The 24,210-nt window shown below is 60.5% G+C and carries 28 protein-coding genes and 1 pseudogene; 18 read left to right on the top strand and 11 right to left on the bottom strand.

Annotation, left to right across the window (positions count from 1 at the left end):
• Window positions 1-173 precede the first annotated feature (173 nt).
• Window positions 174-545: a hypothetical protein gene (locus ACYAR8_RS08135; protein WP_463579585.1), complete on the top strand. Its 372-nt coding sequence runs from the start codon at window positions 174-176 to the stop codon at window positions 543-545.
• 127 nt (window positions 546-672) lie between these two features.
• Window positions 673-1,014 carry a hypothetical protein gene (locus ACYAR8_RS08130; RefSeq protein WP_463579584.1) on the top strand — a complete coding sequence of 114 codons (342 nt, stop codon included), beginning with the start codon at window positions 673-675 and terminating at the stop codon, window positions 1,012-1,014.
• A gap of 63 nt (window positions 1,015-1,077) precedes the next feature.
• Here ACYAR8_RS08130 and ACYAR8_RS08125 read toward each other — a convergent pair whose 3' ends face one another.
• Window positions 1,078-1,578: a hypothetical protein gene (locus ACYAR8_RS08125; protein ID WP_463579583.1), complete on the bottom strand. Its 501-nt coding sequence runs from the start codon at window positions 1,576-1,578 to the stop codon at window positions 1,078-1,080.
• 307 nt (window positions 1,579-1,885) lie between these two features.
• On the opposite strand from ACYAR8_RS08125, the gene ACYAR8_RS08120 reads away from it, so the two are divergent.
• The 10 genes and pseudogenes from ACYAR8_RS08120 (at window position 1,886) to ACYAR8_RS08075 (ending at window position 8,805) form a co-directional block, all read left to right on the top strand.
• A complete protein-coding gene (locus ACYAR8_RS08120; protein ID WP_074887397.1) occupies window positions 1,886-2,305 on the top strand; it encodes a hypothetical protein in 420 nt (139 codons plus the stop codon).
• Window positions 2,306-2,883: 578 nt separating this feature from the next.
• Window positions 2,884-3,015 carry a hypothetical protein gene (locus tag ACYAR8_RS08115; RefSeq protein ID WP_463579582.1) on the top strand — a complete coding sequence of 44 codons (132 nt, stop codon included), beginning with the start codon at window positions 2,884-2,886 and terminating at the stop codon, window positions 3,013-3,015.
• Window positions 3,002-4,282 (top strand): translesion error-prone DNA polymerase V subunit UmuC, encoded by a 1,281-nt coding sequence (umuC, locus tag ACYAR8_RS08110; RefSeq protein WP_463579581.1) that lies wholly within the window; start codon window positions 3,002-3,004, stop codon window positions 4,280-4,282. Before ACYAR8_RS08115 ends, umuC begins: the two co-directional genes overlap by 14 nt.
• A 94-nt stretch (window positions 4,283-4,376) precedes the next feature.
• Complete coding sequence (locus tag ACYAR8_RS08105; RefSeq protein WP_074887525.1) at window positions 4,377-4,724, top strand: metalloregulator ArsR/SmtB family transcription factor; 348 nt, start codon at window positions 4,377-4,379, stop codon at window positions 4,722-4,724.
• A gap of 75 nt (window positions 4,725-4,799) precedes the next feature.
• On the top strand, window positions 4,800-5,270 hold the full coding sequence (locus tag ACYAR8_RS08100; RefSeq protein WP_074887402.1) for an arsenate reductase ArsC: 471 nt from the start codon (window positions 4,800-4,802) through the stop codon (window positions 5,268-5,270).
• Between the two features lie 11 nt (window positions 5,271-5,281).
• Window positions 5,282-5,983 carry an arsenical resistance protein ArsH gene (gene arsH, locus ACYAR8_RS08095; RefSeq protein ID WP_463579580.1) on the top strand — a complete coding sequence of 234 codons (702 nt, stop codon included), beginning with the start codon at window positions 5,282-5,284 and terminating at the stop codon, window positions 5,981-5,983.
• A 133-nt stretch (window positions 5,984-6,116) separates the two neighbouring features.
• Window positions 6,117-7,142 (top strand): annotated as a pseudogene (locus ACYAR8_RS08090) (methyl-accepting chemotaxis protein); the annotation flags it as partial.
• Between the two features lie 30 nt (window positions 7,143-7,172).
• Window positions 7,173-8,045, top strand: coding sequence for a methyl-accepting chemotaxis protein (locus tag ACYAR8_RS08085; RefSeq protein ID WP_463579659.1), 873 nt, complete (start codon window positions 7,173-7,175; stop codon window positions 8,043-8,045).
• Between the two features lie 174 nt (window positions 8,046-8,219).
• Complete coding sequence (locus ACYAR8_RS08080) at window positions 8,220-8,438, top strand: hypothetical protein (protein ID WP_463579579.1); 219 nt, start codon at window positions 8,220-8,222, stop codon at window positions 8,436-8,438.
• Window positions 8,439-8,586: 148 nt separating this feature from the next.
• Window positions 8,587-8,805 (top strand): hypothetical protein, encoded by a 219-nt coding sequence (locus ACYAR8_RS08075; protein WP_108120191.1) that lies wholly within the window; start codon window positions 8,587-8,589, stop codon window positions 8,803-8,805.
• 59 nt (window positions 8,806-8,864) lie between these two features.
• On the opposite strand, the gene pseH is transcribed toward ACYAR8_RS08075, so the two are convergent.
• Window positions 8,865-9,419 carry a UDP-4-amino-4,6-dideoxy-N-acetyl-beta-L-altrosamine N-acetyltransferase gene (gene pseH / locus ACYAR8_RS08070; protein ID WP_074887414.1) on the bottom strand — a complete coding sequence of 185 codons (555 nt, stop codon included), beginning with the start codon at window positions 9,417-9,419 and terminating at the stop codon, window positions 8,865-8,867.
• A gap of 169 nt (window positions 9,420-9,588) precedes the next feature.
• On the opposite strand from pseH, the gene ACYAR8_RS08065 reads away from it, so the two are divergent.
• Together ACYAR8_RS08065 and ACYAR8_RS08060 are read left to right on the top strand one after the other, a co-directional pair.
• Window positions 9,589-9,921, top strand: a complete 333-nt coding sequence (locus ACYAR8_RS08065; RefSeq protein ID WP_074887418.1) for a glycine zipper domain-containing protein — start codon at window positions 9,589-9,591, stop codon at window positions 9,919-9,921.
• Between the two features lie 10 nt (window positions 9,922-9,931).
• Window positions 9,932-10,330, top strand: coding sequence for a DUF2934 domain-containing protein (locus ACYAR8_RS08060; protein WP_463579578.1), 399 nt, complete (start codon window positions 9,932-9,934; stop codon window positions 10,328-10,330).
• Window positions 10,331-10,403: 73 nt separating this feature from the next.
• Here the strand turns inward: ACYAR8_RS08060 and ACYAR8_RS08055 are convergent, their stop codons facing one another.
• Together ACYAR8_RS08055 and mltA are read right to left on the bottom strand one after the other, a co-directional pair.
• The gene (locus ACYAR8_RS08055) at window positions 10,404-11,615 is read right to left on the bottom strand and encodes an MFS transporter (RefSeq protein WP_463579577.1); all 1,212 of its coding nucleotides are present in this window, start codon (window positions 11,613-11,615) and stop codon (window positions 10,404-10,406) included.
• 153 nt (window positions 11,616-11,768) lie between these two features.
• A complete protein-coding gene (gene mltA, locus ACYAR8_RS08050; protein WP_463579576.1) occupies window positions 11,769-12,929 on the bottom strand; it encodes a murein transglycosylase A in 1,161 nt (386 codons plus the stop codon).
• A gap of 301 nt (window positions 12,930-13,230) precedes the next feature.
• On the opposite strand from mltA, the gene ACYAR8_RS08045 reads away from it, so the two are divergent.
• Window positions 13,231-13,917 (top strand): hypothetical protein, encoded by a 687-nt coding sequence (locus tag ACYAR8_RS08045; protein ID WP_425438854.1) that lies wholly within the window; start codon window positions 13,231-13,233, stop codon window positions 13,915-13,917.
• Between the two features lie 118 nt (window positions 13,918-14,035).
• Window positions 14,036-16,030, top strand: a complete 1,995-nt coding sequence (locus tag ACYAR8_RS08040; protein ID WP_463579575.1) for a methyl-accepting chemotaxis protein — start codon at window positions 14,036-14,038, stop codon at window positions 16,028-16,030.
• Window positions 16,031-16,098: 68 nt separating this feature from the next.
• Here ACYAR8_RS08040 and ACYAR8_RS08035 read toward each other — a convergent pair whose 3' ends face one another.
• The 3 genes from ACYAR8_RS08035 to ppnN all read right to left on the bottom strand — a co-directional run bounded on the left by ACYAR8_RS08035 (window position 16,099) and on the right by ppnN (window position 18,872).
• A complete protein-coding gene (locus ACYAR8_RS08035) occupies window positions 16,099-16,545 on the bottom strand; it encodes a CBS domain-containing protein (RefSeq protein WP_074887530.1) in 447 nt (148 codons plus the stop codon).
• A gap of 150 nt (window positions 16,546-16,695) precedes the next feature.
• Entirely contained in the window at window positions 16,696-17,289 is a 594-nt protein-coding gene (locus tag ACYAR8_RS08030) for a GNAT family N-acetyltransferase (protein ID WP_463579574.1), read from the bottom strand.
• A 209-nt stretch (window positions 17,290-17,498) separates the two neighbouring features.
• Entirely contained in the window at window positions 17,499-18,872 is a 1,374-nt protein-coding gene (gene ppnN / locus ACYAR8_RS08025; protein ID WP_065991552.1) for a nucleotide 5'-monophosphate nucleosidase PpnN, read from the bottom strand.
• A gap of 200 nt (window positions 18,873-19,072) precedes the next feature.
• On the opposite strand from ppnN, the gene ACYAR8_RS08020 reads away from it, so the two are divergent.
• Window positions 19,073-19,600: a sterol desaturase family protein gene (locus ACYAR8_RS08020; protein ID WP_463579658.1), complete on the top strand. Its 528-nt coding sequence runs from the start codon at window positions 19,073-19,075 to the stop codon at window positions 19,598-19,600.
• Window positions 19,601-19,731: 131 nt separating this feature from the next.
• The gene (locus tag ACYAR8_RS08015; RefSeq protein WP_108120205.1) at window positions 19,732-20,451 is read left to right on the top strand and encodes a dienelactone hydrolase family protein; all 720 of its coding nucleotides are present in this window, start codon (window positions 19,732-19,734) and stop codon (window positions 20,449-20,451) included.
• Window positions 20,452-20,472: 21 nt separating this feature from the next.
• Here ACYAR8_RS08015 and ACYAR8_RS08010 read toward each other — a convergent pair whose 3' ends face one another.
• From ACYAR8_RS08010 to ACYAR8_RS07995, 4 genes are read right to left on the bottom strand one after another with little or no spacing between them, the layout of a single operon-like run.
• The gene (locus ACYAR8_RS08010) at window positions 20,473-21,192 is read right to left on the bottom strand and encodes an SDR family oxidoreductase (protein WP_463579573.1); all 720 of its coding nucleotides are present in this window, start codon (window positions 21,190-21,192) and stop codon (window positions 20,473-20,475) included.
• 56 nt (window positions 21,193-21,248) lie between these two features.
• On the bottom strand, window positions 21,249-22,232 hold the full coding sequence (locus ACYAR8_RS08005; RefSeq protein WP_463579572.1) for a sugar-binding transcriptional regulator: 984 nt from the start codon (window positions 22,230-22,232) through the stop codon (window positions 21,249-21,251).
• 36 nt (window positions 22,233-22,268) lie between these two features.
• On the bottom strand, window positions 22,269-23,135 hold the full coding sequence (locus ACYAR8_RS08000; RefSeq protein WP_463579571.1) for a carbohydrate ABC transporter permease: 867 nt from the start codon (window positions 23,133-23,135) through the stop codon (window positions 22,269-22,271).
• 1 nt (window position 23,136) lies between these two features.
• On the bottom strand, window positions 23,137-24,042 hold the full coding sequence (locus ACYAR8_RS07995) for a carbohydrate ABC transporter permease (protein WP_463579570.1): 906 nt from the start codon (window positions 24,040-24,042) through the stop codon (window positions 23,137-23,139).
• Between the last annotated feature and the right edge of the window lie 168 nt (window positions 24,043-24,210).

The raw sequence follows: 24,210 nt of genomic DNA, 5'->3' as shown, positions 1-24,210 counted from the left end.
GATGCTCGGCGAGCAGTTCTTACAGCCCCGCCCATGATTTTCTGGTGCTCAGGTTTCAGGCTCACCAGGCAGCATCTTCGCGGCGGCCTCGACGATTTGCTTCCGAAGGGCCGGTGGCGATAGGGGCTGAATTAAGGTATTAAAGCGGCCTGCTTACTGAATGGATTCGAGCTATGCGCTACTGGATTGGTTTTATGCTGCTCGCGGCCTCTGCCGCTGCATGGGCTGATGAAGCACAGATGAAACAATGGGCAAAAATGGATCGCTGCTCAAACGCAGCGTCCGTCGTTGTTTCGATAATCGAAGAAACCTCCGATACGTTAAAGCAAGCGCTCGCTCTTCAAGGCGCGATAAACGGACTTAAAACCAATTCGAAGTTGGGTGAGGCGACCCCTACACCCACTGAGGTGTCGGGCTCCTACAATATGGCGCTTCGGATATCTGCGGGAATGCCGCGACCATTCGGGAAACGGGATCACGACTGGTTGATCGCACAATCTGCATCAGCGTGCTCATTGTGGATACCGGACGCCAAGCCTGAGTAGTTAGCCTGATGATTGTTTCCGACGGTGGCGGATAGCTTGGTCTGACGGGTTTTGGTGCGCGATAAGGTGCGAGTCGCTTTGGCTGCTAGCGTGCGGGCCGAAGTTTCTATCAATAGGGAGTTTTTGAATGTTGTCGATCAGAATGTCTGCTCTGCCGCTTTGTCTGGCTCTGTTGGGCTATGCCGGCAACTCTTTCGCGAGCCCGGAAGATGAAAAGCAGCAAGGCCTTGTAGTGCTGGTTGCAATGGAGCAGGTCTGCAATAACGCGAATCCTGGCATGAAGAGCGATGTTGAGAACGCCATGGCATCGGATTCCACCATTGATGAGGCAACAAAGGCAGAAGTGAGAAAAATCAAATCTGACCCTGCCTATAAATTCGAGGTTAGCAGCATGGCCGACAACTTGATGCACTCCCCAATGGGGGCGTATGTCGCCAAAGACATGTGCAAGAATTACGGCTCGAAATAGTCAGTTCCACCGCAGCGCACCCGACAATCACCGAGATCGTTGCTCAGTATTCGAGGCTGAGACTCAGTATTTCGTATGGAGGTGCTGTGTGTCATCTCGCTTCATGGCGCTGATGCGACCGAGCGTCCAGAAGGAAATCCCGAAGAAGAGCAGCGAAATCAGTACGCCGCCGCTCATGATGTAAAAACCTGGCCGAAAGCTATGGACGTTGGCTGCGACGGCGCTGTAATCCGGAAACCAGCGCGAATAGATCAGGGTGACGTCTTCGTCTACTCCACAGTTTTCCCTCTCGCCGCATCCAGTGTCCAGGTATTGCCCTTCGTGAGGCCGGTTATCTTGGTCCACGTAACGGTAGTGGACGATTTTTGCGAGTGGGTTTCTCGGGATTTCTTCCAGCTGCGTCACCGTGCCGGTCACTTGGTTCCCATTCCACTGAAGGGCTGCGTAGGTGAAACCTTCGTTTCTAGCCATCGCGGCAAATGCTAATAAAACACAGCATGCGATAGTTAGCAGGACGACCCGGTTGTACAGATGGTCTAGTTCTGCCTCACGTGGATTAAACATCCAATGCTCCATGGCTTACGGGGGAATGTGTACCTATCGGCGAGGTGCACAAGAACTTTATCGTCATGGCCAGCCTGTTGCCCGGACTGCCTTCAATGGTTCAGAAGGCGATGTACCCCATGCAGAGAGTTGGCACTTCATCGAACTGACGCCCCTTTTCCATGCGCGGACGGGCAGGGGGGAATGACACCTCATATGAGAAGTAAGAGAAATGTAGCATTAGGCCATCTATGGCCGATTTAAGTGTGTACAATGCGCGGCGCTCAGTTCCAGCTCTGGCTGAGCATTATTTATATAGGGAATTCAGATGTACGCTCTTCGCAACTTGTCAGCAGCCGTTTTGTTAGTTTTGACTGCTGGCTGCGCTTCCGGTTTGGATCACACGCAGGAATCTGAACTGGCGGGCTATCGTGCCAACCATCTTGATGTTCAAGAAAAAAGCCCAGGCCTGGCCGCAGGACTGGGCCTCCTGCCTGGCGGTGGGTCGTTCTACGGGCGCGCCTACGGCTACGGTGTTGTCAACCTGTTGCTGTGGCCATTGTCCATTATCTGGGATCCTGTCAGTGGCTACGACGCAGCTGAGTCCATCAACTATCAGGCATCAAAGGCTCATGTAGCCAGCTTGAAGCGCCGGGACATGGATCGTCTTGACGCCAGGCTTTCAGCTAACGAGATTGATCTGAAAACCTACACGCTGGAAAAGCGAAAAGTTGACAATCTGTACTAACAATTCCTAAACATGGATGGAGCCCGCTGTAATGAACTGAGCGTCATGCGCAGTACTTACGGTGGCCCAGCCTTATCCTTTCCCACCGGCAGGGAATTGACTCTGCCGAGCTGGGTATAGCCTCCCGTTGAAAGAACGGGGTCTGGTCGAAACGATACTGCGGCAACACCTCGACAAGCTCGTCGATAGAGCGCTGCATGACCCGGTGGCAGGCAGCGAACTGGCGCCTCTCAGTACCGACCTACATCAGGGATGTGTGCCTTCAATAACACCCTGGCTGATTCGCAGGTTGGCCATTGCAGGGTATGGCCCACTTCGAACCCAGTGGATTGCTCGGCCGGCGTGCCCCACATCTTCATCATCTCGACGCGAGTCGTCGGCGTGACATTGTAGCGCTCCACATGAATAACCAACTGCTCTGGCACAAGCCCCTCAGGGCAATGGTCCGCAGGCTCGTCGATCGAGTAGCGTCCACACCCACGGTCACCCGTCGAAAATTCCTGCACAATACATTGACCGGAAGCAGGCTAGAACGTTAACTGTATATACGTACAGTTATTCACGGCAAGGCTTGCATCATGAGTGTCACTATTCTTGGCCCATCTTCGGCCGGCGGCGAAAAGCTGCGTCTTTACTCCTTTCACGTACTGGCCGAGCGGGTGATCTTGGCCGTGGTGAAATACAGCGTCCGCGATCATGACAAAGCCTGAGCCCGTCTTCGCGTTGATTGACTGCAACAGCTTTTATGCCAGTTGCGAGCGTGTCTTTCGGCCTGACCTCGCCAAAACGCCCATCGTGGTGCTGTCCAACAACGACGGCTGCGTGATTGCCCGAAGCTACGACGCTAAGCCGTTCGTGAAGATGGGTGCGCCTTACTTTCAGATCAAGGACCAGTTGCGCCGCGACGGTGTGATCGCGTTCAGCAGCAATTACGCACTGTATGGCGACATGAGCGAGCGGGTCATGAGCATCATCGAATCGATGGTCCCCGCGCTGGAGGTCTACAGCATCGACGAGGCCTTTGCTGACCTGTCTGGCATCCCCGGCGACCTGAGGGCGTTCGGCAGGCAGATTAGGGCGACGATCTACAAGCGCACCGGCATCCCGGTGGGCGTGGGCATAGCCCGCACCAAAACACTGGCAAAGCTCGCCAATCACACGGCAAAACGCTTGCTGGCGAAGACCGGCGGGGTGGTCGATATCTGCGATCCGTTCAACCGTGACTGGACGTTGCGTAACACGGACGTCGGCGAGGTCTGGGGCGTGGGCAAGCGTATGAAGGCCCACCTCGAAACCATGGGGATCAAGACCGCGATGGATCTGGCCAAGGCCGATCCCTGGACGCTGCGGCAGAAATTCAGCGTTGTGATCGAGAAGACTGCGCGCGAGTTGTCGGGAACCCCATGCCTGGAATTGGGGGAGGTCGATCCGCCCAAGCAAGAGATCTGCTGCAGCCGAATGTTTGGAAGCCGTTTGACGACTATTGAGCCCATTAAGGAAGCCGTCGCCACCTACACCCAGCGCGCTGCGGAAAAGCTCCGGGCACAGAACTCGCTGTGCAAGAGGATCCGGGTCAGTATCCGAACGGGGATGTTCAATCCCGAGGAGGCCAAATACGCCAACGGCGCCATGGTCGAATTGCCGTATCCCACCAACGACGTGCGCTTGATGACGAAAGCGGCGACGGAGGCGGTCAACCGGTTATTCCGGGAAGGCTTCAAATACAGCAAGGCCGAAGTCCTTCTAATGGATCTGCGGCAGCCCGGTGAATTTACCGACGACCTGTTTGCCCATTCGCAACCTGTGGAAGCCGAGAAGGTGATGAACGTGCTGGATGAGATCAATGCCAAGTGGGGGCGTGGAACGTTGCGCGCGGCAAGTGTGCCAGCTGACCCTGCGTGGGCCATGCGGCGTGATCTGATGAGCCAGAGCTTCACCACGAAGATCGGCCAGCTGTGGATCGTGAGGTGCAACTAGGATCCACGCAGCCGAAATCATGTCGCAAGCGCAGACTTGCGTTAAATATATGGATATCCGTATATTCGTATGCTTGTAAACCACCGTGTCCACCATGATCACTCCACCCGAATTATTTAAAAGCCTGGCCGATGAGACACGCGCCCGCGCCACCCTCCTGATTGCCAGCCAGGGCGAACTCTGTGTGTGCGAACTGATGTTTGCTCTCCAGGACAGCCAGCCAAAGATCAGCCGTCACCTAGCCCAACTGCGCAGCGGCGGGGTGTTGCTGGATCGCCGCCAGGGGCAGTGGGTTTATTACCGCCTGAATCCGCACCTTCCCGCGTGGGTGACAGAGATGTTGCAGTTAACGCTGAACGCCAACACCGAATGGCTGCACCACAGCGCGCAGCGCCTGCTGAGCATGGAAGGGCGGCCCATTCGGGACGTTTCCTGTTGCTGACGTTTCGCCGTTCACCCTCGGTGCCTGGGCATTACGCCGGCATCGGTTTACCGCTAACGCCGGAGGAAAAAATCCATGCGAGTACTCTTCATGTGCACGGCCAATAGCTGCCGTAGCATTCTGTCGGAAGCCATGTTCAATCACCTTGCGCCGCCAGGGCTTGAGGCAGTGAGTTCCGGAAGCTTTCCCAAAGGACAGGTGTTGCCGCGCAGCCTCACCACGCTTCAGCAAGCCGGTATTGCCACAGACGGCTTGAGCAGCAAGGGCAACGAAGCCTTCGCGGACAACCTGCCAGATATCGTCATTACCGTCTGTGATAAAGCGGCGAACGAGAGCTGCCCGGTGTATTTTGGCCCGGCGCTCAAATCCCACTGGGGGCTGGAAGATCCATCCGACGTGAAGGGTGATGAAGCGACGGTTGACGCGGCTTTCCGCGCAACGCTGGCCCGGATCGAGGCGCGCTGCAGAGCGTTTATCGCGCTCCCTTTCAGCACCCTCAGTCGCGATGAGCTCAAGCGCGAGCTTGATCGAATCGGCGGTCTTTGACAGGAGGAGATATGCAAGAGGAACTCCCTAATCTCGATCTTTCACTTTTCGACGGCATGCAGGCCTCGCCCAGCCTGAGCGATCACAAACCACGCATCCTCCTGCTCTACGGGTCGACCCGGGAACGCTCGTTCAGCCGTCTGTTGACTGAGGAAGCTGCTCGTCTGCTGGCGTATTTCGGTGCAGAGACGCGCCTGTTCAATCCCTCTGGATTGCCGCTGCCGGATGACGCTCCGGTGGATCATCCCAAGGTCCAGGAGCTGCGCGAGTTGGTGCTATGGTCTGAGGGCCAGGTGTGGTGTTCACCAGAACGGCACGGTGCGATGTCCGCTGTGTTCAAGGCGCAGATCGACTGGATTCCACTCGAACTCGGCGCCGTTCGCCCCACGCAAGGTAAAACCCTGGCAGTCATGCAGGTGTGTGGCGGCTCACAGTCCTTCAATGTGGTCAATCAGCTGCGCGTGCTGGGGCGCTGGATGCGGATGTTCACCATCCCCAATCAGTCTTCTGTGCCCAAGGCCTACATGGAGTTCGACGAGGCCGGCCGGATGAAGCCTTCCGCGTATTACGACCGGGTGGTTGACGTGATGGAGGAGCTGGTCAAGTTCACCGTGCTGTTGCGCGGCCGCCAGGCTTATCTGGTGGATCGCTATTCTGAACGCAAGGAAACGGCGGAACAGCTCACCGCGCGCGGCATGGGAGCGGCGCCTTGAGCGATCCATCCTTCGCTTGAAACGATAGATAATTTCGAACCGAATCATCAGTTTTACCGATGACCCTTTTGATTAACTTTTCGACTAATGAGTCGATAACGGAGCATTACGAAAAAATCAAAGGTTTGAGGCGATGAAATCCAACTGGTTGGATAATTTGAAAGTCGGCAAGAAGCTGGGCATAGGCTTCGGTGCCATTCTGCTCGGCGTCCTGGTGGTTACCGGGATTGGCTATAACAGCGCGGACCTGCTGATCAAACGACTGGAAAAAGCAGGCAGAGTCGCTGAGGTGAAGGCCAATATGCTCGACGTTAAAGTGGCGTCGCAAACTTACGCGTCCAACCCCAGTGCGAGCGCTGCGGAGGCATATAGCGCAGCTCTTGTGTCATTAAACGGCACCATCGATAGAGGTCTGCAGATTCTGACCGTCCCCAAAAACGTGGACATGCTCAAGGCAATCGATAACAAGGCAGCAGAACTCAGGAAAACCTTCGATCAACTGGTCAGCAACAACCAGAAAATCGATGGGGCGATGAAGCCGTTGATCAAGGTCTCCGATGAGGTCAGCGCTACCTTCGAGAACCTGCTGCAGAAGACGCTGGAGGATGCTTCACGCTCGCCAGACCAGGCCGGTATCGACCATGTGAAAATTGCAGGCGACCTGCGCAATGGTATGACCAACTTCCGCCTGGTATTCCGTCGTTACTTGAGCATTCCTAACGCAGACAATCGCCAAGCCACGTTCGCGACTGCCGACGCACTGCTCGCCCAGGTGGCCGCAGCCCGCAGCCAACTACCCGTACAGTCAAGTGCAGCCGTCGACACCTCGCTTGTCGCGCTTCGGCAGTACAGAGAGAACATGGCGATCATCTCGCAGATGCTGCAGCAAAATGATCAGATGCGCGACGCGTTACAGCAGCTCACGACCGACACCGTTAAAAGTGCCGAGGACTTGATGGCCTCACAGGTCGTTGCGGCAAATAATGAAAAGAGCAACGCGATCATCCAATTGTTCAGCGTAGCGTTAGTTGTGCTGTTACTGGGCGTCCTCGCGGCGGCATTGATCACTCGTCAGATCACTCGTCCACTTAACGACAGTGTTATTGCGGCCCGGCGCATCGCCGATGGCGACCTGACCCACGACATTGGCACAGACCGGCGAGACGAGTTGGGCCTGCTGCAAAACACCATGCAGCATATGACGTCTTCCCTGCGCGAACTGATTGGCGGCATTGGTCAGGGCGTTACCCAGATCGCAACCGCCGCCGAAGAGTTGTCGGCCGCGACCGAGCAGACCAGCGCCGGCGTCACCCAGCAGAAACTGGAAGTTGACCAGGTTGCAACGGCCATGAATGAAATGGCGTCGACCGTGCAGGAGGTCGCGCAAAACACCGAAGACGCTTCGCGCGCGGCCAGGCAAGCCACCGAGCGCGCGGCCCATGGCAGTGCGGTCGTGCAGCATGCAACCAAGGAAATCAGTCAGTTGTCTGGAGAAGTCGGGCAGTTGGGCGTGGCGATGCAGCGTTTGACCCACGACAGCGATAAGATCGGCAGCGTCATCGACGTGATCAAGGCTGTTGCGGAGCAAACCAACCTGCTCGCCCTCAACGCAGCCATCGAAGCTGCTCGCGCCGGCGAACAGGGTCGCGGTTTTGCGGTGGTGGCCGACGAGGTCCGTTCACTGGCTCAGCGGACACAAAGCTCGACCACTGAAATCGAAGCGCTGATCCAGGCCCTCCAGCACGGCACCGTGGAAGCGTCGAGCTTGATGGACGCCAGCATGCGCCGGACAGAGGGCACCGTAGAGCTTGCGCGTCAGGCCGAGCAAGCACTCATCGAGATTACCCATTCCATCGGCACCATAGAGCAGATGAGCCAGCAAATTTCGGCCGCAGCTGAGGAGCAAAGCGCGGTGACCGACGAAATCAATCGCAGCGTCATCAGTGTGCGTGACGTCGCCGACCAGTCCGCCACTGCGACGGAGCAGAGCGCGGCCTCGACATTGGAACTGGCACGCCTGGGCAACACCCTGCAGAACATGGTGGCTCGCTTCAAGGTGTGACACCAACGGGGTTGGGCTGTACAAAAGAAACCGCTTCGGCGGTTTTTTTGTTCGCAGGATTCAGTGCGTCGCACGGTGTTCACGCGCCATTCATCTTCCTCCGGCCACTAATCCGTGCTGATGCACCTCTGTCCTGTAAGCGCAGATTTCCTGCGTCTCGTATTGGAGATCATCATGGGTATCGAAGACAACGGGCCGGATAACGCGTACCAGGGGCCTGCCGAGCCGGGCAGCAAAGAAGAGGTTTATCCCGACACCCACGCTGATACCGAGTCCACCCATCAGGGTGAAGACGCGGCAACCGAAGCCCGAAACAAGGGGCTGGATGAGATGGAGATTCCTGACAATCCCCCTGTCGATGAAGACGAAGAGTCCTCCCCGGGCAACAGCTGAAAGGCCCACTGACATCAGGCCCCACCTTCGTGTGGGGCTTTTCTTACAACACCACCGTTGTGTTAAACAAAACAGCCATTCGTCGGAACGCGCGCACTATCAAGGGGTTGGGCACTCCATTCATTAATCAAAAAATAAGGTGCCCCGGATGAGACCTCAGATCTACGACATTCCCAACGCACTCGACCTGATCAGCGAGTTGGATCAGGCGACCGAGCAGATGATGTCGATCCCCGTCGAGCATATCGGCGGCGTGCAGTGGGAAGTGGCCTTCGTCCGGCAGCAGAGCGCGTTCAGAAAATGGCGGGACTATTTGTATTGCAAAGCCGATGAACGCCCAGCCGTTCGGCTCTTGAACATCGCCTGATCTGCATTCATCGTTCTCCGCACCAAAATGCGCATGGGCACGCATGCCGGCAGCATGCGCTAACGGCGCCCCGAAATCCGTTCCACCGCTGCCAGCACCTTGGGCCGCTGCGCCTGCCATTCACTGTTGGTGATGCCCAGCAACACTGCGCCGATACGTTTGCCATCGCGCACGATGTGTTCCCGCCGCACCCCCTCAATCACGAAGCCGAATTTCTGGTGCATTTTGATCACTGCCGGATTGATCTCCAGCACTTCGCAGTTGAGTTTCTCCAGACCTGCGGCGCCGAACGCGTGGTCGAGCATCCAGAACTCCACCTGACTGCCGAGGCCTTTGCCCTGCAGCGTGGTGTCGAGGTAGAAGGCCCAGTCCGCCGTGCCATGGGTGGTGTTGATCGCGCTCAGCGAAACAACGCCCACAGGCGATGCGTCGATCACGATGACGAAGACCTGCTGCCGGACGCTGGAGCGGAGCGCCTCTAGCCAGCTCAAATGCTCGGCTTCGCTGATTTCATGGTCGGTGTACATGAACTTGCGCACGTCTGGCTGGTTGCGCAGTTGCCGGACGCGGGCTTGCTGGTCGGCGGGCAGCTCGAGTATCGGCACGACTTTCATGGATTCCCTCTTGAACACGGCATACGGCTATTGAGTCCCCATTCAGTCTGCGCGGCGAGCGATGGTTGATCGCTTGCAGCGCGGCATAAAGGGGTTTTTTCAAAGTCACTGGAACGAATCGATTAGCGCTTCAGTCAACCTTTCTCACACCCCAGGAGGCAGAATTATTATGGCAAGCGATATCACAGAAAAACTGCGTGACGATCTTTATCAGAAAACCCGTTCCGAGCTGAACACTTTTCTCGATGAGACCAATGCCTTGCTGGCGGCAGGGGATGCCTTGAACGAAGATCGCACCACCCAGGCCCGTGAGCGGCTGAAAGATTTTCTCGCCCGTGGGACCAGCCCGGTGACTGAGATCGAAATGGCTGCGCAGCCTGCGCTGACCCGCGCGGTGGGCAATGCGAAATCCTACGTCACCACCCATCCGTGGGCGGCCGTGGGTGTTGCAGCGGGCGTGGGCCTGGTGGCCAGCCTGCTGCTCAAACGCAACAGGGATTGAGGCGGCCATCGTGGTTCGCCGTCGATTTCCGGTGGATCCGTTAAGTCCGGTCAGCGGCCGGCTTGCGTTCACCGGTCATTGCACGCCCGTCATTTACCCTCGTTATCGGCTGGTACTGTTCATGGCGGGTACCGTAGCGGACGATGGATTCGGCACCGCGCTGGCGCCGGCCAATGTCTTGCGCAAGCATAAATGGGGGATACGCATGAATGTCGACGAAGACACTGTTCGTCAGTTGGCCCAGTTGATCTGGGAAACCGAAGGCAAGCCTGAAGGGCAGGAGTCCCGTCACTGGGAAATGGCCACACGCCTGGCGGAGTCCGCTGCCATGGCGCCGGTCCGCACTTCAAGCAAGCACAAGGTCGATACGTTGTTTCCGTCGCCCGATGAGGCAGACCCCGACGTCTGAAAGGTCCAGGCTCGCCCGGACACGGTGTCAGGGCGACGCACGGATCAACGTCGCACGTAAACAGCTCGCGGCTTCAGGCTGACCCTGAAGCCTGCCGGGCAAAGCGGCGATCAGCCTGCCGCGCATCCATCAGCGCCCAATACCACATACCCAGACCGCCCAGCGTTAACGCTGCTGCCGCATAGCCAGTGGCCGGCAAACCGTAGCCCGCTGCGATCACCACCCCACCCACGAGCGGGCCGATGGCGTTGGCGACATTGAACGCACTCTGCACCAGTGCGCCCGCGAGAGACTGCGCATGGGGCGCAACGTCCATCAGGCGGGTTTGCAGGATGGCCGCCAGGCCCACGCCGCAACCAATGAAGAACACCAGCGGAATGAGCAGCCAGAGGTTGCCGGTGGCCGAGGGATAGAGCGCCAGCACCAGTGCGGTGAAGCCCAGCGAGACACCGGCGGCGAGCATCGTGGCGCGGTCGGCGGCCCAGCCGCAGATCAGGTTGCCCACCGTGGTACCCAGGCCAAACACGGCCATGACCACCGGAATCATGAAATCGGACGCGTGGGTGACCTCGATCAGCGTGGCGGCCAGATAGGTGTACACGCAAAAGATCCCGCCAAAGCCGATGCCGGCGATACCCAGGGTCAGCCAGACCTGCCGCGAGCGCAGGGCGTTGAGTTCGCGCAAGGGGCTGGCGTCGGCCTCGGCAGGTGTAGCGGGTGCCAGGAAACGGATCAGCAGCGCAGTGATGACGGCGAGCCCGGCAACGATGGCCATGCCCCAGCGCCAGCCGATGGTCTGGCCGATCCAGGTGGCGAACGGCACGCCGACGATGGTGGCGATGGTCAGGCCCATGAACACGCGGGATACCGCTTGGGCACGGCGGTTCTTCGGCACCAGCGAAGCAGCCAGCAGCATGGCCACGCCAAAATACGCGCCATGGGGAAACCCGCTGAGGAAGCGGAAGAACACCAGCCATGGCAGCGAAGGTGCGACGGCGCTCAGCGCGTTGGCGATTCCGATGAAGGCGGCCAGTGCCACCAACAAGGCCCGGCGCGGCAGACGCACGCCTAAGACCATGATCACCGGCGAGCCGATGACCACGCCCAGGGCATAGGCGCTGATGGCATGCCCGGCCAGGGGCTGGGTGACATGGAAGTCGCTGGCAATGAACGGCAGCAAGGTCATCGACGCGAATTCGGTGGTACCGATGGCAAACGCGCCCATGGCGAGGGCGAACAGCAGCCAGGCCATGTTGAAGTCATGCGGAGTGTTGGAGGTATTCATGGCAGATCAGGAAGGGTTTCCGGGAAGAAGCATGCTGTGATACTTGAAACCGATTTCAGTTCAACCCGGGAATGACTCATGGCGCGGGAGTGAGTCAACCCTGAAGTGACGCCGGCTGACGCGTGGGGCGCATCAGTCGGCGGTTCAGCTTGATCAGTCCTTGGGTTTGGCATCGGGCAGCGCGGCGCCCTTGGGCCACAGCATCCAGATCTGACCTTGTTGCTTCATATTCCCGGCCAGTTCGCCCGCCGCGTCACCGGTACCCCAGAACATGTCGGCGCGAACTTCGCCGGCAATGGCGCCGCCGGTGTCCTGCGCCGCCACCGGGCGTACCAGCGGCGTGCCGTCGGGGCGCGTCGACGACAGCCACAACAGGCTGCCGAGTGGGATCACCTTGCGGTCAATCGCCACGCTGTAACCGGCGGTCAGCGGCACATTCAGCGAACCGCGCGGGCCTTCGGTGCTGTCCGGGCGCTGGGTGAAAAACACGTAGCTGGGGTTACTGCCGAGCAGTTCATTCACGCGGTCGGGGTGCGCAATCGCCCAATCACGGATGCGCCCCATGGACACTTCGTCCTTGGTCAATTGCCCTTGCTCCACCAGCCAGCGGCCAATCGGCTTGTACGGGTAGCCGTTCTGGTCGGCGTAGGCGATGCGCAACTGACGACCGTTCTCCAACTGAACCCGCCCCGATCCCTGGATCTGCAGGAACTGCAGATCAATGGGGTTTTCAAGCCAGGCCAGTACGGGGGCATTGGCGCCTTTGTTGCCGATGGTGGCAGCGTCGTCGTAGGGACGCAGCACCCGGCCATCAAGGCGCCCGCGCAGGCGCTTGCCCTTGAGCTCGGGATAGATGCTGTCGAGGTTGACGATGATCAGGTCATCGGGCACGCCATACACCGCCACCGGATGCTCATCGTTGCGCTGCTCGCTGCCTTTATAGATGGGCTCGTAATAACCGGTGATCAGCCCGTTGGCGCCGTGCTCGGACGAACGCAGGCTGTAGACCTGCAGCTGATTCTTGAGAAAGTCGCGCACCGCCGCAGGGTTTTGCGGGACCTGGGCGGCGAGGGCGCACGTACCGCCCCAGACCGGGTCCTTGGCCAGGCGCTTGCACGCCGAGAACCAGCTGTTGTAGCCCGCCATCAGGTCGGTGTCGTTCACCGCCGGGAGTTTGTCCCACTCGACGCCGACGTAGGTCGTTGCTTCGGAGGGCTTGGTCTTCGGCGCGCCGCCGTCGCAGGCAGCGAGCAGGGCGATCAGTGGAGCGAGGCAAAATACGAAACGGCGCCAGTGCAGGCTTGTAGTGATCACGCGGGGTGTTTCCTGAAAATCATGCGAAGGCGGCTAGCTTGGTGAAAGCCGAGGGCTGCGTCAAATGGATGAGGGAATCATTTGCGTGAAAGCCGACATGACGGCCGCCTTACAGTCGACGCGCCGTAAAGCGCCGCGGATTTGCCGCCCAAAGGGCACTTTTTCGCCGTGAGCCGTTCTGACCTTCCCCGGGACGCGGCGATTGACGCGGCGTCCAGTTCGTTCAAGCTTGGGATTGATGCTCGCCGTGTTCTCTGTTTTATCCGTTGGCCGACGCCTGAGCCCGCTGTTTGCCCTGTGCATGCTCGGGCTCGGCGCTGCGGGTTGTACGCGCCAGGACGGCCGGGATGTCGCCACGCAGTTCAGCGAGACGCGTCCCCAGGAGTTCTTCCAGACCAGCGTGGACCGCATGGCGACGCTGTCCATGGCCGACAACCTCGACAGCCTTTACCTGCTGATGAACAAACTCTACCTGCGCAATCCCGGCGAGTGGCGCAAGTCCGGCTTCGTCGACGCTGCGGCTGCCGAACGCAACGTGCGACAGGCCATCGAGCAACAGAAGCCGTTGCCGCAGTTGGGCACGCGACGTGACCTGGCGGCGCTGAGCTACGCCCTGAGCCCGGAATTCCTTGGCGATCGCGTCGGCGCGTTCATTTATGCCATTGGCAGCATGCTGGTCACGGCCCACGGTGGGCGCCTCGAATTCTTCATGACCGACCAGATCAACCCGACGTTCGTCAACAATGCTGCGCGCAATATCGAGAAGGCTACCTGGCTGTTAAGCCAGCGGCAAAACGCCAATGGCGAGCTGCTGTTGTTCTCCAACGAGATTTCAGAGGAGGGCAGCAACCTCAGTTTCGCCACCGAATTCGGCAAGATCGTGGCGCGCCTGGATCTGCTCACCCAGATGCTCGACGAGCGATATAGACGCATCGGTTTGAATTACGCCCAGAGCCTGCTGTTCCTGAACTTCCTCCCGGTGCAGTGACGCCCCTGCTGCGCCGGGAAAAAACAATTTTCCGGCCCCTCATCCTTGTCGGCTTTCGGTCGATAGCTAATTTAGCGTTGCGCAAAACAACTACAAAATTCATGGCATGGGGTCGACGATGTTTAAAACAGTGCAGGCGCGCTATACGGTCATATTTGTGGCCTTGATGGTGGTGATCGCAGTGATCACCGAGCAGGGCATCGTCCACTTGGTGACGCCCAAGGTCCGCGCGACCCAGGAGCAGGTGGTGCTGGGCCAGGTTGATCAGATCGGCACGCGTATCCTGTCGGACCTGGCGCGTGTAGAGGCGCAGTCCCGGGCGATCACCCAGGCAGTGCCGCTGCTGGACAGCGATGGCATCGACAAAGTGCTGCCAGGCCTGGTCGATCAATACGGCGATCAGAAAGTCTTCGGCGGCGGCGTGTGGCCGATGCCGGACAAGCGCACCCCGGGGCGCAACAAACACAGTTCGTTTTTCCACCGTGACGGCAGTGGTCAGTTGGTGGTGAGCACGTTCTGGAACTCCGACCCTGCGCCCAATTACTGGGAACAGCCATGGCACCGCGCCGGGCAGAACGCACCCAAGGGCAAATGCGCCTGGGCGGCCGCCTATCAGGATGAAGCCAGCCCGCAGCCGCGCACCAACTGCGCCATGGGCATCTACAAGGATGGCGCGCTGTACGGCGTTTCGACCATCGACGTCACCCTTGGCTTCTTCAACGGCCTGATCCAGGAAAAGGAAAAAGACATTCAGGGTCAGGTGATGATCGTCGAGCGCGACGGCAAGATCCTCACTAACCAGAGCCGCATTCCCGGCGAAATCATCCTCAAGAACATCGCAGGCTTCAGTGGCGAGTCGATGTTCGCCAAGGCCATTCAGGACGGTCTGGGCAAGGTCTCTGGCGACGCTGTGTATTCCCGTGAATACATCGACCCGCAACTGGGTGACCTGACCTTCTTCCTGCGTCCGGTGGTGGGCACGCCGTGGATGATCGCCACCTCGCTGCCGACCGCCATGCTCACCGCCAGCAGCACCGAGGTGCTGAAAACCTTGGGCTGGCTGCAGATTCCACTGGTCATGCTGTTGCTGGTGGTGCTGGGTTTTGCCTTCCATCGCCTGCTGGCACGCTTGACGGTTTTGCGCACCAACATCGACGCGCTGTCCTCGGGCGAAGCCGACCTGACCCGCCGCATTCCGATCAAAGGCCAGGACGAACTGGACGCTGTCGGCCACTCGGTCAACAAGTTCATTGCCTTCCAGCAAGCCATGATTGTCGAAGTGCGCAGCGGTACCGAGCAGATCTCGGCCGGGCTGGTGCAGTTGCAGGATCAGTCGCGCAACATCAACCAGATCCTCAACCGCCACGCCTCGGAAACCGATCAGGCGGTGACCGCGATCAACGAGATGAGCGCCACCGCCGACAGCGTCGCCGAGAGCGCTACGCAGACGGCGAGCTTTACCCAATCGGCAAACGATGCCGCCCAGCGCTCCCGCGAAGTCGTCGACGAAGCGTCGGTCAGCGTGCGGGCCTTGGTGGCGGAAGTTGAAGACGCGACCAAATACGTGCAGGAAATGCAGGTCGACGCCAAGCGCATCACCGATGTGCTCGGGGTCATCGGCGGCATTGCTCAGCAAACCAACCTGTTGGCGCTCAACGCGGCCATCGAAGCGGCGCGGGCCGGCGAGCAGGGCCGGGGCTTTGCCGTGGTGGCCGACGAGGTGCGGGCGCTGGCCGGTCGCACCCAGCAGAGCACGTCGGAGATCAACGAGATGCTTGCGCGACTGGAGCAGGGCGTGAGCACCGCGGTGGGCGCGATGGAAAAAACCAAGGTCAGTTGCCAGTCGACGGCCGACCGTACCTCGCGGGTCAACGAGGGCCTGGACGGGATGGCCGGTTCAGTGCTGCGCATTCATGACCTGAGCGCGCACATTGCAACGGCGGCAGAAGAGCAGAGTGCGGTGACCGAAGAGATCAATCAGAACATGATCGCCATTCGGCACATGGTCGGCGAACTGGTGGGTTGTGGTCAGCAGACCGACACCAGCGTGGACGCGCTGATGGCTTCCAACGAGCGACTGGTGGCAATGATCGATCGCTTCAAGGTCCGCTAACCGGCAATCCATTCACACGCGCAAAGCAAAGCCGGAGCCCATGAAGCTCCGGCTTTTGCTTGGTGGGCTCAGTAGCTTTCGCCGCGAATGTATTCCTGCATTTTTTCGATCAGCCTGGCCTGTTCCGCAATAGCTGCCTTGACCAGGTCGCCGATGGACAGCAGACCGATCAGTTGGCCTTCGTCCACCACCGGTAAATGGCGCAATCGGCGGTCGGTCATGATGTTCATGCAGTGCTCGACCGTGTGCTGCGAACCCACGGTCTGTACGTCGTGGGTCATGATGTCGCTGATCGGGGTGCCGGCCGAGGCGCGGCCTTTGAGCTCCATCTTGCGGGCGTAATCCCGCTCGCTGACGATGCCGACTACCTTGCCATCGCGCACCACCGGCACGGCACCAATGTTTTTCTCGGCCATCAACTTGATCGCCTCGATGACCATCTGCCCGGGCCCGACGGTGTGGACGTCAGCGTGATGCGGGTCTTTCAACTTCAGTAGTTCGGCTACGGTCGTCATGCTGGCCTCTCCGGCGCGTTTCTTGTGAGCACGGCCAATCCGGCCGTGCATAGAGAATCGTCGAGAGATGGCATTCCGGCAAGTTTGAAAGCGCCATGCAGAGCCCCAAAAGCGTCATGCCGGCGGGCAGTTGCCGATTCTCTGAAAAGATCAGGCCGATCCGTCAGAGTGCTTGCGTCGGGGGCGAGAGATCACCGATTCGATGTTCTTGCGTCCTATCAGTAACGGGCTTTTGGCTTTGCGCGAGGCCGGCATGTCGGCCAGCCATTTGTACATCACCAGACAATCCACAAGCCCGAGCCGGGCATGGCGATAAGCGCGAGGCAGACGGCCGACGATCTCAAAACCGAGTTTCTGCCAGAGCGCGACGGCGACGTCGTTGGTGGCCACCACCGAGTTGAACTGCATGGCCGAAAATCCGCTGTCCAGCGCCAGCTGTTGGGAGTGCTCGCACATTAGGCGCGCGACGCCGCGACCGCGCGCGGCCGGGGTAACCATGTAGCCGCAGTTGCTGACATGACTGCCAGGGCCGGCCGCGTTGGCCTTGAGGTAATAGCTGCCGAGCAGCACGCCGTCTTCTTCGGCGATCAGCGTGTGCAGCGGGTATTCCAGCCACAGGTGCCGGGCTTGCTCGAAGGTCAGGTCGGGGGCATAGGCGTAGGTTTCCTGCGCCCGGACCACTGCCTGAAAGGTGGGCCAGAAGATCTCGAAGTCGTCGGCGGTCATGGGGCGGATGTGGATCATGGGGCGATTCCGGAATGCGAGGGAGATGCAGGTCTTACGAACAATGTGGTTCATGTGGGAGTGACCGGGGTGGCGCTCCACCTTGCTCACGAAGGCCGTTTCACTACCGCGAGATATACGTTGGCCGATCGGGCCTCTTCGCGAGCAAGCTCATTCCCACAGGGAGGTGCGGTATGGCGCCTGAAGTATGACAACAGGCGGATACAGTGTTATGAAACCACCCGATAACACGGCACGTAGGCCGCGCCGCCCGGCAGCTTCATCCGGTGCTGCTCGACGAAGGCCTGCAACAGCTTGTCCAGCGGCTGCATCACTTCAGCGTCACCGTGGATTTCATACGGGCCGTGCTCCTCGATCAGGCGAATGCCCTTGTCCTTGACGTTGCCGGCCACGATCCCGGAAAACGCCCGACGCAGGTTGGCCGCCAGTTCGTGGGGCGGCAGGTCGCGGCGCAGTTGCAGGCTGGCCATGTTGGCGTGGGTCGGATCGAAGGGGCGCTGGAAGCTCTCTTCGATCTTCAGCAGCCAGTTGAAGTGGAACGCGTCGGCGCGGTCGCGGCGGAACTGGCGCACCGAAGCAAGGCCAAGGGTCATCTGCCGCGCCACTTCCGACGGGTTGTCGATGATGATCTGGTAATGCTTGTGGGCTTCTTCGCCCAGGGTCGCGCTGACAAACGCGTGCAGTTGCTCCAGGTACGGAGCGGTGCTTTTCGGGCCGGTCAGGATGACCGGGAACGGCAGGTCCTGGTTGTCCGGGTGCATGAGGATGCCCAGCAGGTAGAGGAATTCCTCTGCCGTACCCGCGCCACCCGGGAAAATGATGATGCCGTGGCCGACCCGCACGAAGGCTTCCAGGCGCTTTTCGATGTCCGGCAGGATCACCAGCTCGTTGACGATCGGGTTCGGCGCTTCGGCCGCAATGATGCCCGGCTCGGTCAGGCCGAGATAACGACCGCCGGTGATGCGCTGCTTGGCGTGGGCAATGGTTGCGCCCTTCATCGGGCCTTTCATCACGCCAGGGCCACAGCCCGTGCAGATGTCCAGTTTGCGCAGGCCCAGCTCATGGCCGACTTTCTTGGTGTATTTGTATTCTTCGGTGTTGATGGAGTGGCCGCCCCAGCACACCACCATCTTCGGTTCGACGCCGGGGCGCAGGGTGCGGGCGTTGCGCAGCAAGTGGAAAACGTAATCGGTGATGCCCTGGGAGCTGCTCAGGTCGATGCGCTGGCTGTCGAGCTCGCTCTCGGTGTAGACGATGTCGCGCAAGGCGCTGAAGAGCATTTCCCGGGTGCTGGCGATCATCTCGCCGTCGACGAAGGCGTCGGCCGGAGCATTCAGCAGTTCAAGGCGCACGCCGCGGTCTTGCTGGTGGATGCGCACTTCGAAGTCCTGGTAGGCCTCGAGGATGGTCTTGGCGTTATCGACATGGGCGCCGGTATTGAGGATGGCCAGGGCGCACTGGCGGAACAGGGTGTAAATGCTGCCGGAGCCCGCGGCACTGAGCTGCTGGACTTCACGTTGCGACAGGGTTTCCAGGCTGCCCTTCGGGCTGACCGAAGCGTTGATGACGTGTCTTGGAGCCATTCTTGATTCCTTGAAAGCGGTGCCGGCCGCCGCGAGGGGGCAGGGCACGAATACAGTGAACGTTCGAGACGCTCACCCATGGGGCCATTTTTTACATCGGTTGGTCAGGAAAGCAAACGTTGTGAGCGTGAATCTGGAAATTTCCCGTGACCCCGGTATGCTGCTCCTCGACGCCCAGACCCATCGGCCTTCCCGACGCTATGATCTTCAACTTCATCATTTTTCTCCTGACCCTTGTCGCCATGGAAGGGGTCGGCTTCCTCGCCCACAAGTACGTCATGCACGGCTGGGGCTGGTGCCTGCACAAGTCCCACCACGAAGAACAGCTCGGCGCCTTCGAAACCAACGACCTCTATCTGCTGGCCCTGGCCCTGGTGGCGATCGCGCTGATCGTTGCCGGCAACAGCGGCCACGACCCGCTGCAATGGGTGGGCGCAGGCGTTGCGGCGTTCGGCTTGATTTACGTGCTGGTTCACGACGGCATGGTCCATCGCCACTGGCCCGCGCGACCGCGTCCGCGCAGTCGCTACCTCAAACGCCTTTATCACGCGCACTTGATGCACCACGCGGTCAAAGGCCGGCGCAACAGTGTGTCCTTCGGCTTCCTTTATGCGCCCTCGGCGGCCACCCTGAAAAAGCAGCTGCGCGATCGTCGTTCGGCCCCACGTGACGAGCGTTGCCGGGATCTCAGTGGCGCTGCCATGGGCACGGATCTGCAGAACGGCTGAACGGATGCCACGCCGAACCTGTCATTAATTTCATGTGCGTCGCGCTGTTCAGCGCTGCGTTGCTGTCGTAGAACTGACGGTCAGTCGGCTCACGCTGTTAACCCAACCGAATTTCTTCTCCGGAGAACCCCATGACTCAGGCATCGACACAGGCAACGGGCAAGACCATCACGTTCAAGCGCCCGGACGGCAAAGAACTGAGTGGCTATCTGGCCAGCCCGGCCAAGACCGAAGGCGCACCGGCGGTGGTGGTGATTCAGGAATGGTGGGGCCTGAACGATCAGATCCGTGGCGTGGCCGATCGGCTGGCGGCGTGCGGTTATCTGGCGCTGGTGCCCGATCTGTACCGTGGCGAAATGACGGTCGAGGAAGAAGAAGCCCATCACCTGATGGACAAACTCGACTTCGCCGACGCCGCCACCCAAGACATTCGCGGCGCGGTGCAGTACCTCAAGGGCCACAGCCAGAAAGTCGGTGTCACCGGCTTTTGCATGGGCGGCGCGCTGACCCTGCTGGCACTGAACTTCATCCCCGAGCTGTCCGCTGGCGTGGTGTTCTACGGCATGCCGCCGCTGGAATTCCTCGACCCTGCGGCGATTAAGGTGCCGGTGCTGGCGCATTGGGGCACCCAGGATGAGTTCTTCCCGGCGGAAGGCGTCGATCAGCTCGAAGCCAAACTCAGCGAAGGCGGTGTCGACCTGGAATTCCACCGCTACCTGGCGCACCACGCCTTCGCCAACGAAGAAGCCGTCGGGCCTGGCCGGATCCCGGGCACGCAATACGATCCGGTCTGGGCACAGCTGGCCATGGACCGTACGCTGACGTTCTTCGGCCGCACATTGTGGGGCTAAGCGAATCCTTGGCCGCGCGCGTCAGCCGGCGCTGAAACCGCCATCCACGGTCAGCGTCACGCCGTTGATCATGCCGGCGTCGTCGCTGAGCAGGAACGCGATGGTCGCGGCGATTTCCCCGGGCTGTACGAAGCGGCCCAAGGGAATGCGCGACAGCATCGCACCGGCCTTCAAGGGGTCGCTCCAGGCCTTGTCCGCCATCGGCGTCAGCGTCACCACCGGATTCACACTGTTGACACGAATGCCGTGAGGGCCAAGCTCGACGGCCATCACCCGGGTCATGGCATCCAGCGCGGCTTTCGACGCGCAGTAGGCCAGATGATCCCGGGTGCCGACCGCCGCAGCCAGGCTTGAGACGTTGACGATGGCGCCCGGCACACCGCGAGCGATCAGGTCGCGGGCGACGATTTGCGCCACGACCATGGGCGCCCGGGTGTTCACCGCCATCAAGTGATCGAAGGTCTCGACCGAGGTGTCGAGAAACGATTCCAGCTCGACCACTCCCGCGCAGTTGACCAACAAGTCGATGGGCAACACTGAGGCCACGGCCGCGCGGGTCGCGTCGACGTCGGCCAGGTCCGCGACCGACGTGAGCGCGCAATACGCCAGATCATCCGGGTTGCGCCCCATGGCGATCACTTGCGCACCGCAGCGCTCCAGCCATTGCACCGTTTCCCGGCCAATGCCCTTGCCCGCGCCGGTGACCAGAATCCGCTTGCCGCTAAAGTCATGATGGGCCATCGCGATCGCTCCATAGGGGAAGGTAGGACTGGCTTTAGCCGGGAAGGCGGCAGTCGTCATAATGAGTTGTCATCGAGCAGTTGCCGGGCCGCGCTTTCGTCGATGACCAGTTCATGGACGACATTGCGCAACAGCACCGCGCGAATGATGTCGGCCTTGTACGGACCGCCGGAGACCAGCACCACCTTTTTGATCCGGCGCAGGTCTTCCAGGTCCAGCGACACGGCGCGGCGGTTCAGCGGGTGATTGACTTCGTTGCCGTCGCGGTCCAGCCAGCGGCCCAGCAAGTCACCCACGGCACCGGCGGCACGCAGCGAGCGCGCGTCCTCATCGTTGACCAGGCCCAGTTCCAGCATGAGTGAGCGCTCGCTCAAATCACCGACGGTGAGCAACGCCAGGTCGGCCTGCCGCGCCTTGCCGAGCACGGCTTGCACCGAGGCTTCTTCGAGGTACATATCGCGGTATTGCTCTGAAGGCGCGAACACCGGCGCGGCGAGGTAGTACCAGGAGCCGCCGAACAGCCCGGCAAAACTCGAGGCGATTTCCACCGTGTTGTTGGCCGAGCCGTAATGCAGGCCGCCGAGCAGCGACAGCACGGTCAGGTTCGGCAGCGCCCGCGCCGAGAGTTCGCGCACCGCCTGGCGCAGCGTACGGCCCCAGCCCACGGCGACGATGCTGCCGTCGACGAGGTATTCCTCGATGCTCGGCGCAATGCCAACGCCGAGCACGCGAAAGATGCTTGCCGGGTCATCCGGCGAGGGCACCACGGTGACGCGACGCAGGCCGAAACGCGCCTGCAGGCGGTCTTCCAGTTCGATGCAGGCGGCCAGCGGCGAAGTAATGCGAATCTGCACCACACCGGTTTCGCGGCAGGTGGCCAGCGCCTTGTTGACCCGCACGCGGGTGATGCCCAGCCGGTCGGCGATCTGCTGCTGGGTCATGTTGTTGACGTAATAGGACCAGGCGATGCGGATGTTGAACTGGTCCTCGGTGTTCACCGGTTCGGCGTGGGCGGTGGTGTCCGGATAAAGGTTTTGCACGGCGGTGTCCTTACTGTGGCCGGTAAAGCGGGGCGTCTATTTCACGGCGCCCATGGTCAGCCCTTGTACCAGATGCTTGGATACCATCAACGCGAAAATAATCACCGGGAACACGATCAGTGTGCCGGTGGCCATGATCTCGCCCCAGGGCAAGTCGTAGCCGCTCATGAAACTGGTGGCGGTTACCGGCGCGGTGCGGGCGGTGTTGCGCGTGAGCACCAGCGCATAGAGCAGCTCGTTCCAGGAGAAGATGAACGAGAAGATCGCCGACACCGCCACCCCCGGCATCGCCAGGGGCAGGGCGATGCGCCAGAAGATGGTGAAGCGTGACGCGCCCGACAGCCGCGCGGCTTCGTCCAGATCCTTCGGCACGCCGCGAAACTGGTCAGTGCAGATCCACACGACGATGGGCAGGTTGAAGGTCAGGTAGATCAGGATCAGCACCAGATGGGTGTCGATCAGGCCCATGTTGCGCGCCATCAGAAAGATCGGCAGCGCCACGACGATAGGACTGAGCATGCGGTTGGTGATGAACCAGAACCACAGATCCTCCTTGCCCTTGAATTCAAACCGCGCCAGCGCATAAGCCGCCGGCGTGCCGAGGCCAACGGCGAGCACCGTGGTGCAGACCGCGACGATCAGCGAGTTGCCCAGGCTGTGCAGGACATCGCGCTCGAACAGCACTTTTACGTAGTTATCCAGGTGCGGCGTGAACGCCCAGATTGGTGGCGAGGCCAGGGCTTCTGCCTGGGTCTTGAGGCTGGTGGCGACCATCCAGTAGAACGGAAACACCGCGAACAGGAAGACCGCCAGCAGGCCGACCAGATGCCAGCCATTGACTCTCGCCCGTGGCCGCAGGTGGGCAGGGGTGGCCGAGGTTTTCGCGCCCGTAACGGTCGCCATGTCAGATCTCCCGATAAACGAATTTGATGTACAGCCGGGCCAGCACGATGGTCAGAATCAGCATGAGGATCGCCTGCGCCGACGCGACGCCCTGATCGAACACCCGAAAGCCGATGCGCTGGATGTACACGCTGACCAGTTCGGTTGCCGCCCCAGGCCCGCCGCGGGTCATGGTGAACACGGTGTCGAACATCTTGAGGATGTCAGCGGTGCGCAGAATCAGAATCACCGTCGCGCTGGGCAATAGAAACGGCAGCTGCACGTAACGCACGATCTGCCAGCGGCTGCGGGTTTCCAGGCGCGCGGCCTCTTCAATCTCATTGGGGACCATGGTCAGCCCCGCCAGCAGCACCAGCGCGCAGAAGGGCGTCCATTGCCAGATGTCCATCAGCGCCACGGCAATGAACGCGTTGGTGGTGTCGCCCAGCCATTCGACCGGCCCGGCATTGACCAATGAGAGCAGGGCGTTGGCCACCCCGAAATCGCGGTTGAAGATCAGCCGGCCAATCAGCCCGGCCACGGCGGGCGCGGTGGCCAGAGGGATGACCAGGCTCATGCGTGCCAGCAGTTTGAAACCGGAAAGGCCAGGCTTGTGCAGCATCAGCGCGATGATCAGCCCCAGCGCCAGCTGGATCGGCACCACGGTGATGAGAAACAGCCCGGTTCGCCCCAGCGCGGCCCAGAACGACGCGTCGTTGAGCACATTGAGGTAGTTGTCGAAGCCGATGAAAGGCGTCGCGTCTTTTGGCCGGGCCAGGTTGTACTGGCGGAACGAGTTCACCAGCGCGAACACCGTCGGAAAGATGCCGATCAGCGCCAGGGCAACGGTGGCCGGCGCGAGAAAGGCAAAGGCCGCGCGGGTGTTATTCCACAGGGTCGGGAAGGGTGGTTTTTTCTTGTGGGTCATGGGGGTGAGTCTCGAGTCGATCAGGGACAGACGGCCGAGCCCCTGTAGGAGCGGGGGGGGGGGGGGGGGGGGGGGGGGGGGGGGGGGGGGGGGTGGGGGGGGAGGCGGAGAAGCGGGGGGGGGGGGGCGGCCAGGGGGGGGGGTGGGGGTAAGCGGTGGGTGGTGGGG

It is taken from the genome of Pseudomonas sp. HP_01 (assembly GCF_055284355.1).
The sequence above is the reverse complement of the archived record's forward strand: the minus strand, read 5'-3'. Positions and strand labels throughout refer to the sequence as shown.

Coding starts and splice junctions, on each gene's coding strand:
- ACYAR8_RS08075 (WP_108120191.1), top strand. CDS start 8,587: ATGAGACCTCAGATCTACGACATTCCCAACGCACTCGACCTGATCAGC.
- ACYAR8_RS08030 (WP_463579574.1), bottom strand. CDS start 17,289: ATGATCCACATCCGCCCCATGACCGCCGACGACTTCGAGATCTTCTGG.
- ACYAR8_RS08065 (WP_074887418.1), top strand. CDS start 9,589: ATGGCAAGCGATATCACAGAAAAACTGCGTGACGATCTTTATCAGAAA.
- ACYAR8_RS08100 (WP_074887402.1), top strand. CDS start 4,800: ATGCGAGTACTCTTCATGTGCACGGCCAATAGCTGCCGTAGCATTCTG.
- ACYAR8_RS08135 (WP_463579585.1), top strand. CDS start 174: ATGCGCTACTGGATTGGTTTTATGCTGCTCGCGGCCTCTGCCGCTGCA.
- arsH (WP_463579580.1), top strand. CDS start 5,282: ATGCAAGAGGAACTCCCTAATCTCGATCTTTCACTTTTCGACGGCATG.
- ppnN (WP_065991552.1), bottom strand. CDS start 18,872: ATGGCTCCAAGACACGTCATCAACGCTTCGGTCAGCCCGAAGGGCAGC.
- pseH (WP_074887414.1), bottom strand. CDS start 9,419: ATGAAAGTCGTGCCGATACTCGAGCTGCCCGCCGACCAGCAAGCCCGC.
- umuC (WP_463579581.1), top strand. CDS start 3,002: ATGACAAAGCCTGAGCCCGTCTTCGCGTTGATTGACTGCAACAGCTTT.
- ACYAR8_RS08080 (WP_463579579.1), top strand. CDS start 8,220: ATGGGTATCGAAGACAACGGGCCGGATAACGCGTACCAGGGGCCTGCC.
- ACYAR8_RS08000 (WP_463579571.1), bottom strand. CDS start 23,135: ATGGCGACCGTTACGGGCGCGAAAACCTCGGCCACCCCTGCCCACCTG.
- ACYAR8_RS08010 (WP_463579573.1), bottom strand. CDS start 21,192: ATGGCCCATCATGACTTTAGCGGCAAGCGGATTCTGGTCACCGGCGCG.
- ACYAR8_RS08115 (WP_463579582.1), top strand. CDS start 2,884: ATGAGTGTCACTATTCTTGGCCCATCTTCGGCCGGCGGCGAAAAGCTG.
- ACYAR8_RS08130 (WP_463579584.1), top strand. CDS start 673: ATGTTGTCGATCAGAATGTCTGCTCTGCCGCTTTGTCTGGCTCTGTTG.
- ACYAR8_RS08055 (WP_463579577.1), bottom strand. CDS start 11,615: ATGAATACCTCCAACACTCCGCATGACTTCAACATGGCCTGGCTGCTG.
- ACYAR8_RS08125 (WP_463579583.1), bottom strand. CDS start 1,578: ATGTTTAATCCACGTGAGGCAGAACTAGACCATCTGTACAACCGGGTC.
- ACYAR8_RS08085 (WP_463579659.1), top strand. CDS start 7,173: ATGCAGCATATGACGTCTTCCCTGCGCGAACTGATTGGCGGCATTGGT.
- ACYAR8_RS08035 (WP_074887530.1), bottom strand. CDS start 16,545: ATGACGACCGTAGCCGAACTACTGAAGTTGAAAGACCCGCATCACGCT.
- ACYAR8_RS07995 (WP_463579570.1), bottom strand. CDS start 24,042: ATGACCCACAAGAAAAAACCACCCTTCCCGACCCTGTGGAATAACACC.
- ACYAR8_RS08105 (WP_074887525.1), top strand. CDS start 4,377: ATGATCACTCCACCCGAATTATTTAAAAGCCTGGCCGATGAGACACGC.
- ACYAR8_RS08015 (WP_108120205.1), top strand. CDS start 19,732: ATGACTCAGGCATCGACACAGGCAACGGGCAAGACCATCACGTTCAAG.
- ACYAR8_RS08120 (WP_074887397.1), top strand. CDS start 1,886: ATGTACGCTCTTCGCAACTTGTCAGCAGCCGTTTTGTTAGTTTTGACT.
- ACYAR8_RS08045 (WP_425438854.1), top strand. CDS start 13,231: ATGCTCGGGCTCGGCGCTGCGGGTTGTACGCGCCAGGACGGCCGGGAT.
- ACYAR8_RS08040 (WP_463579575.1), top strand. CDS start 14,036: ATGTTTAAAACAGTGCAGGCGCGCTATACGGTCATATTTGTGGCCTTG.
- ACYAR8_RS08020 (WP_463579658.1), top strand. CDS start 19,073: ATGATCTTCAACTTCATCATTTTTCTCCTGACCCTTGTCGCCATGGAA.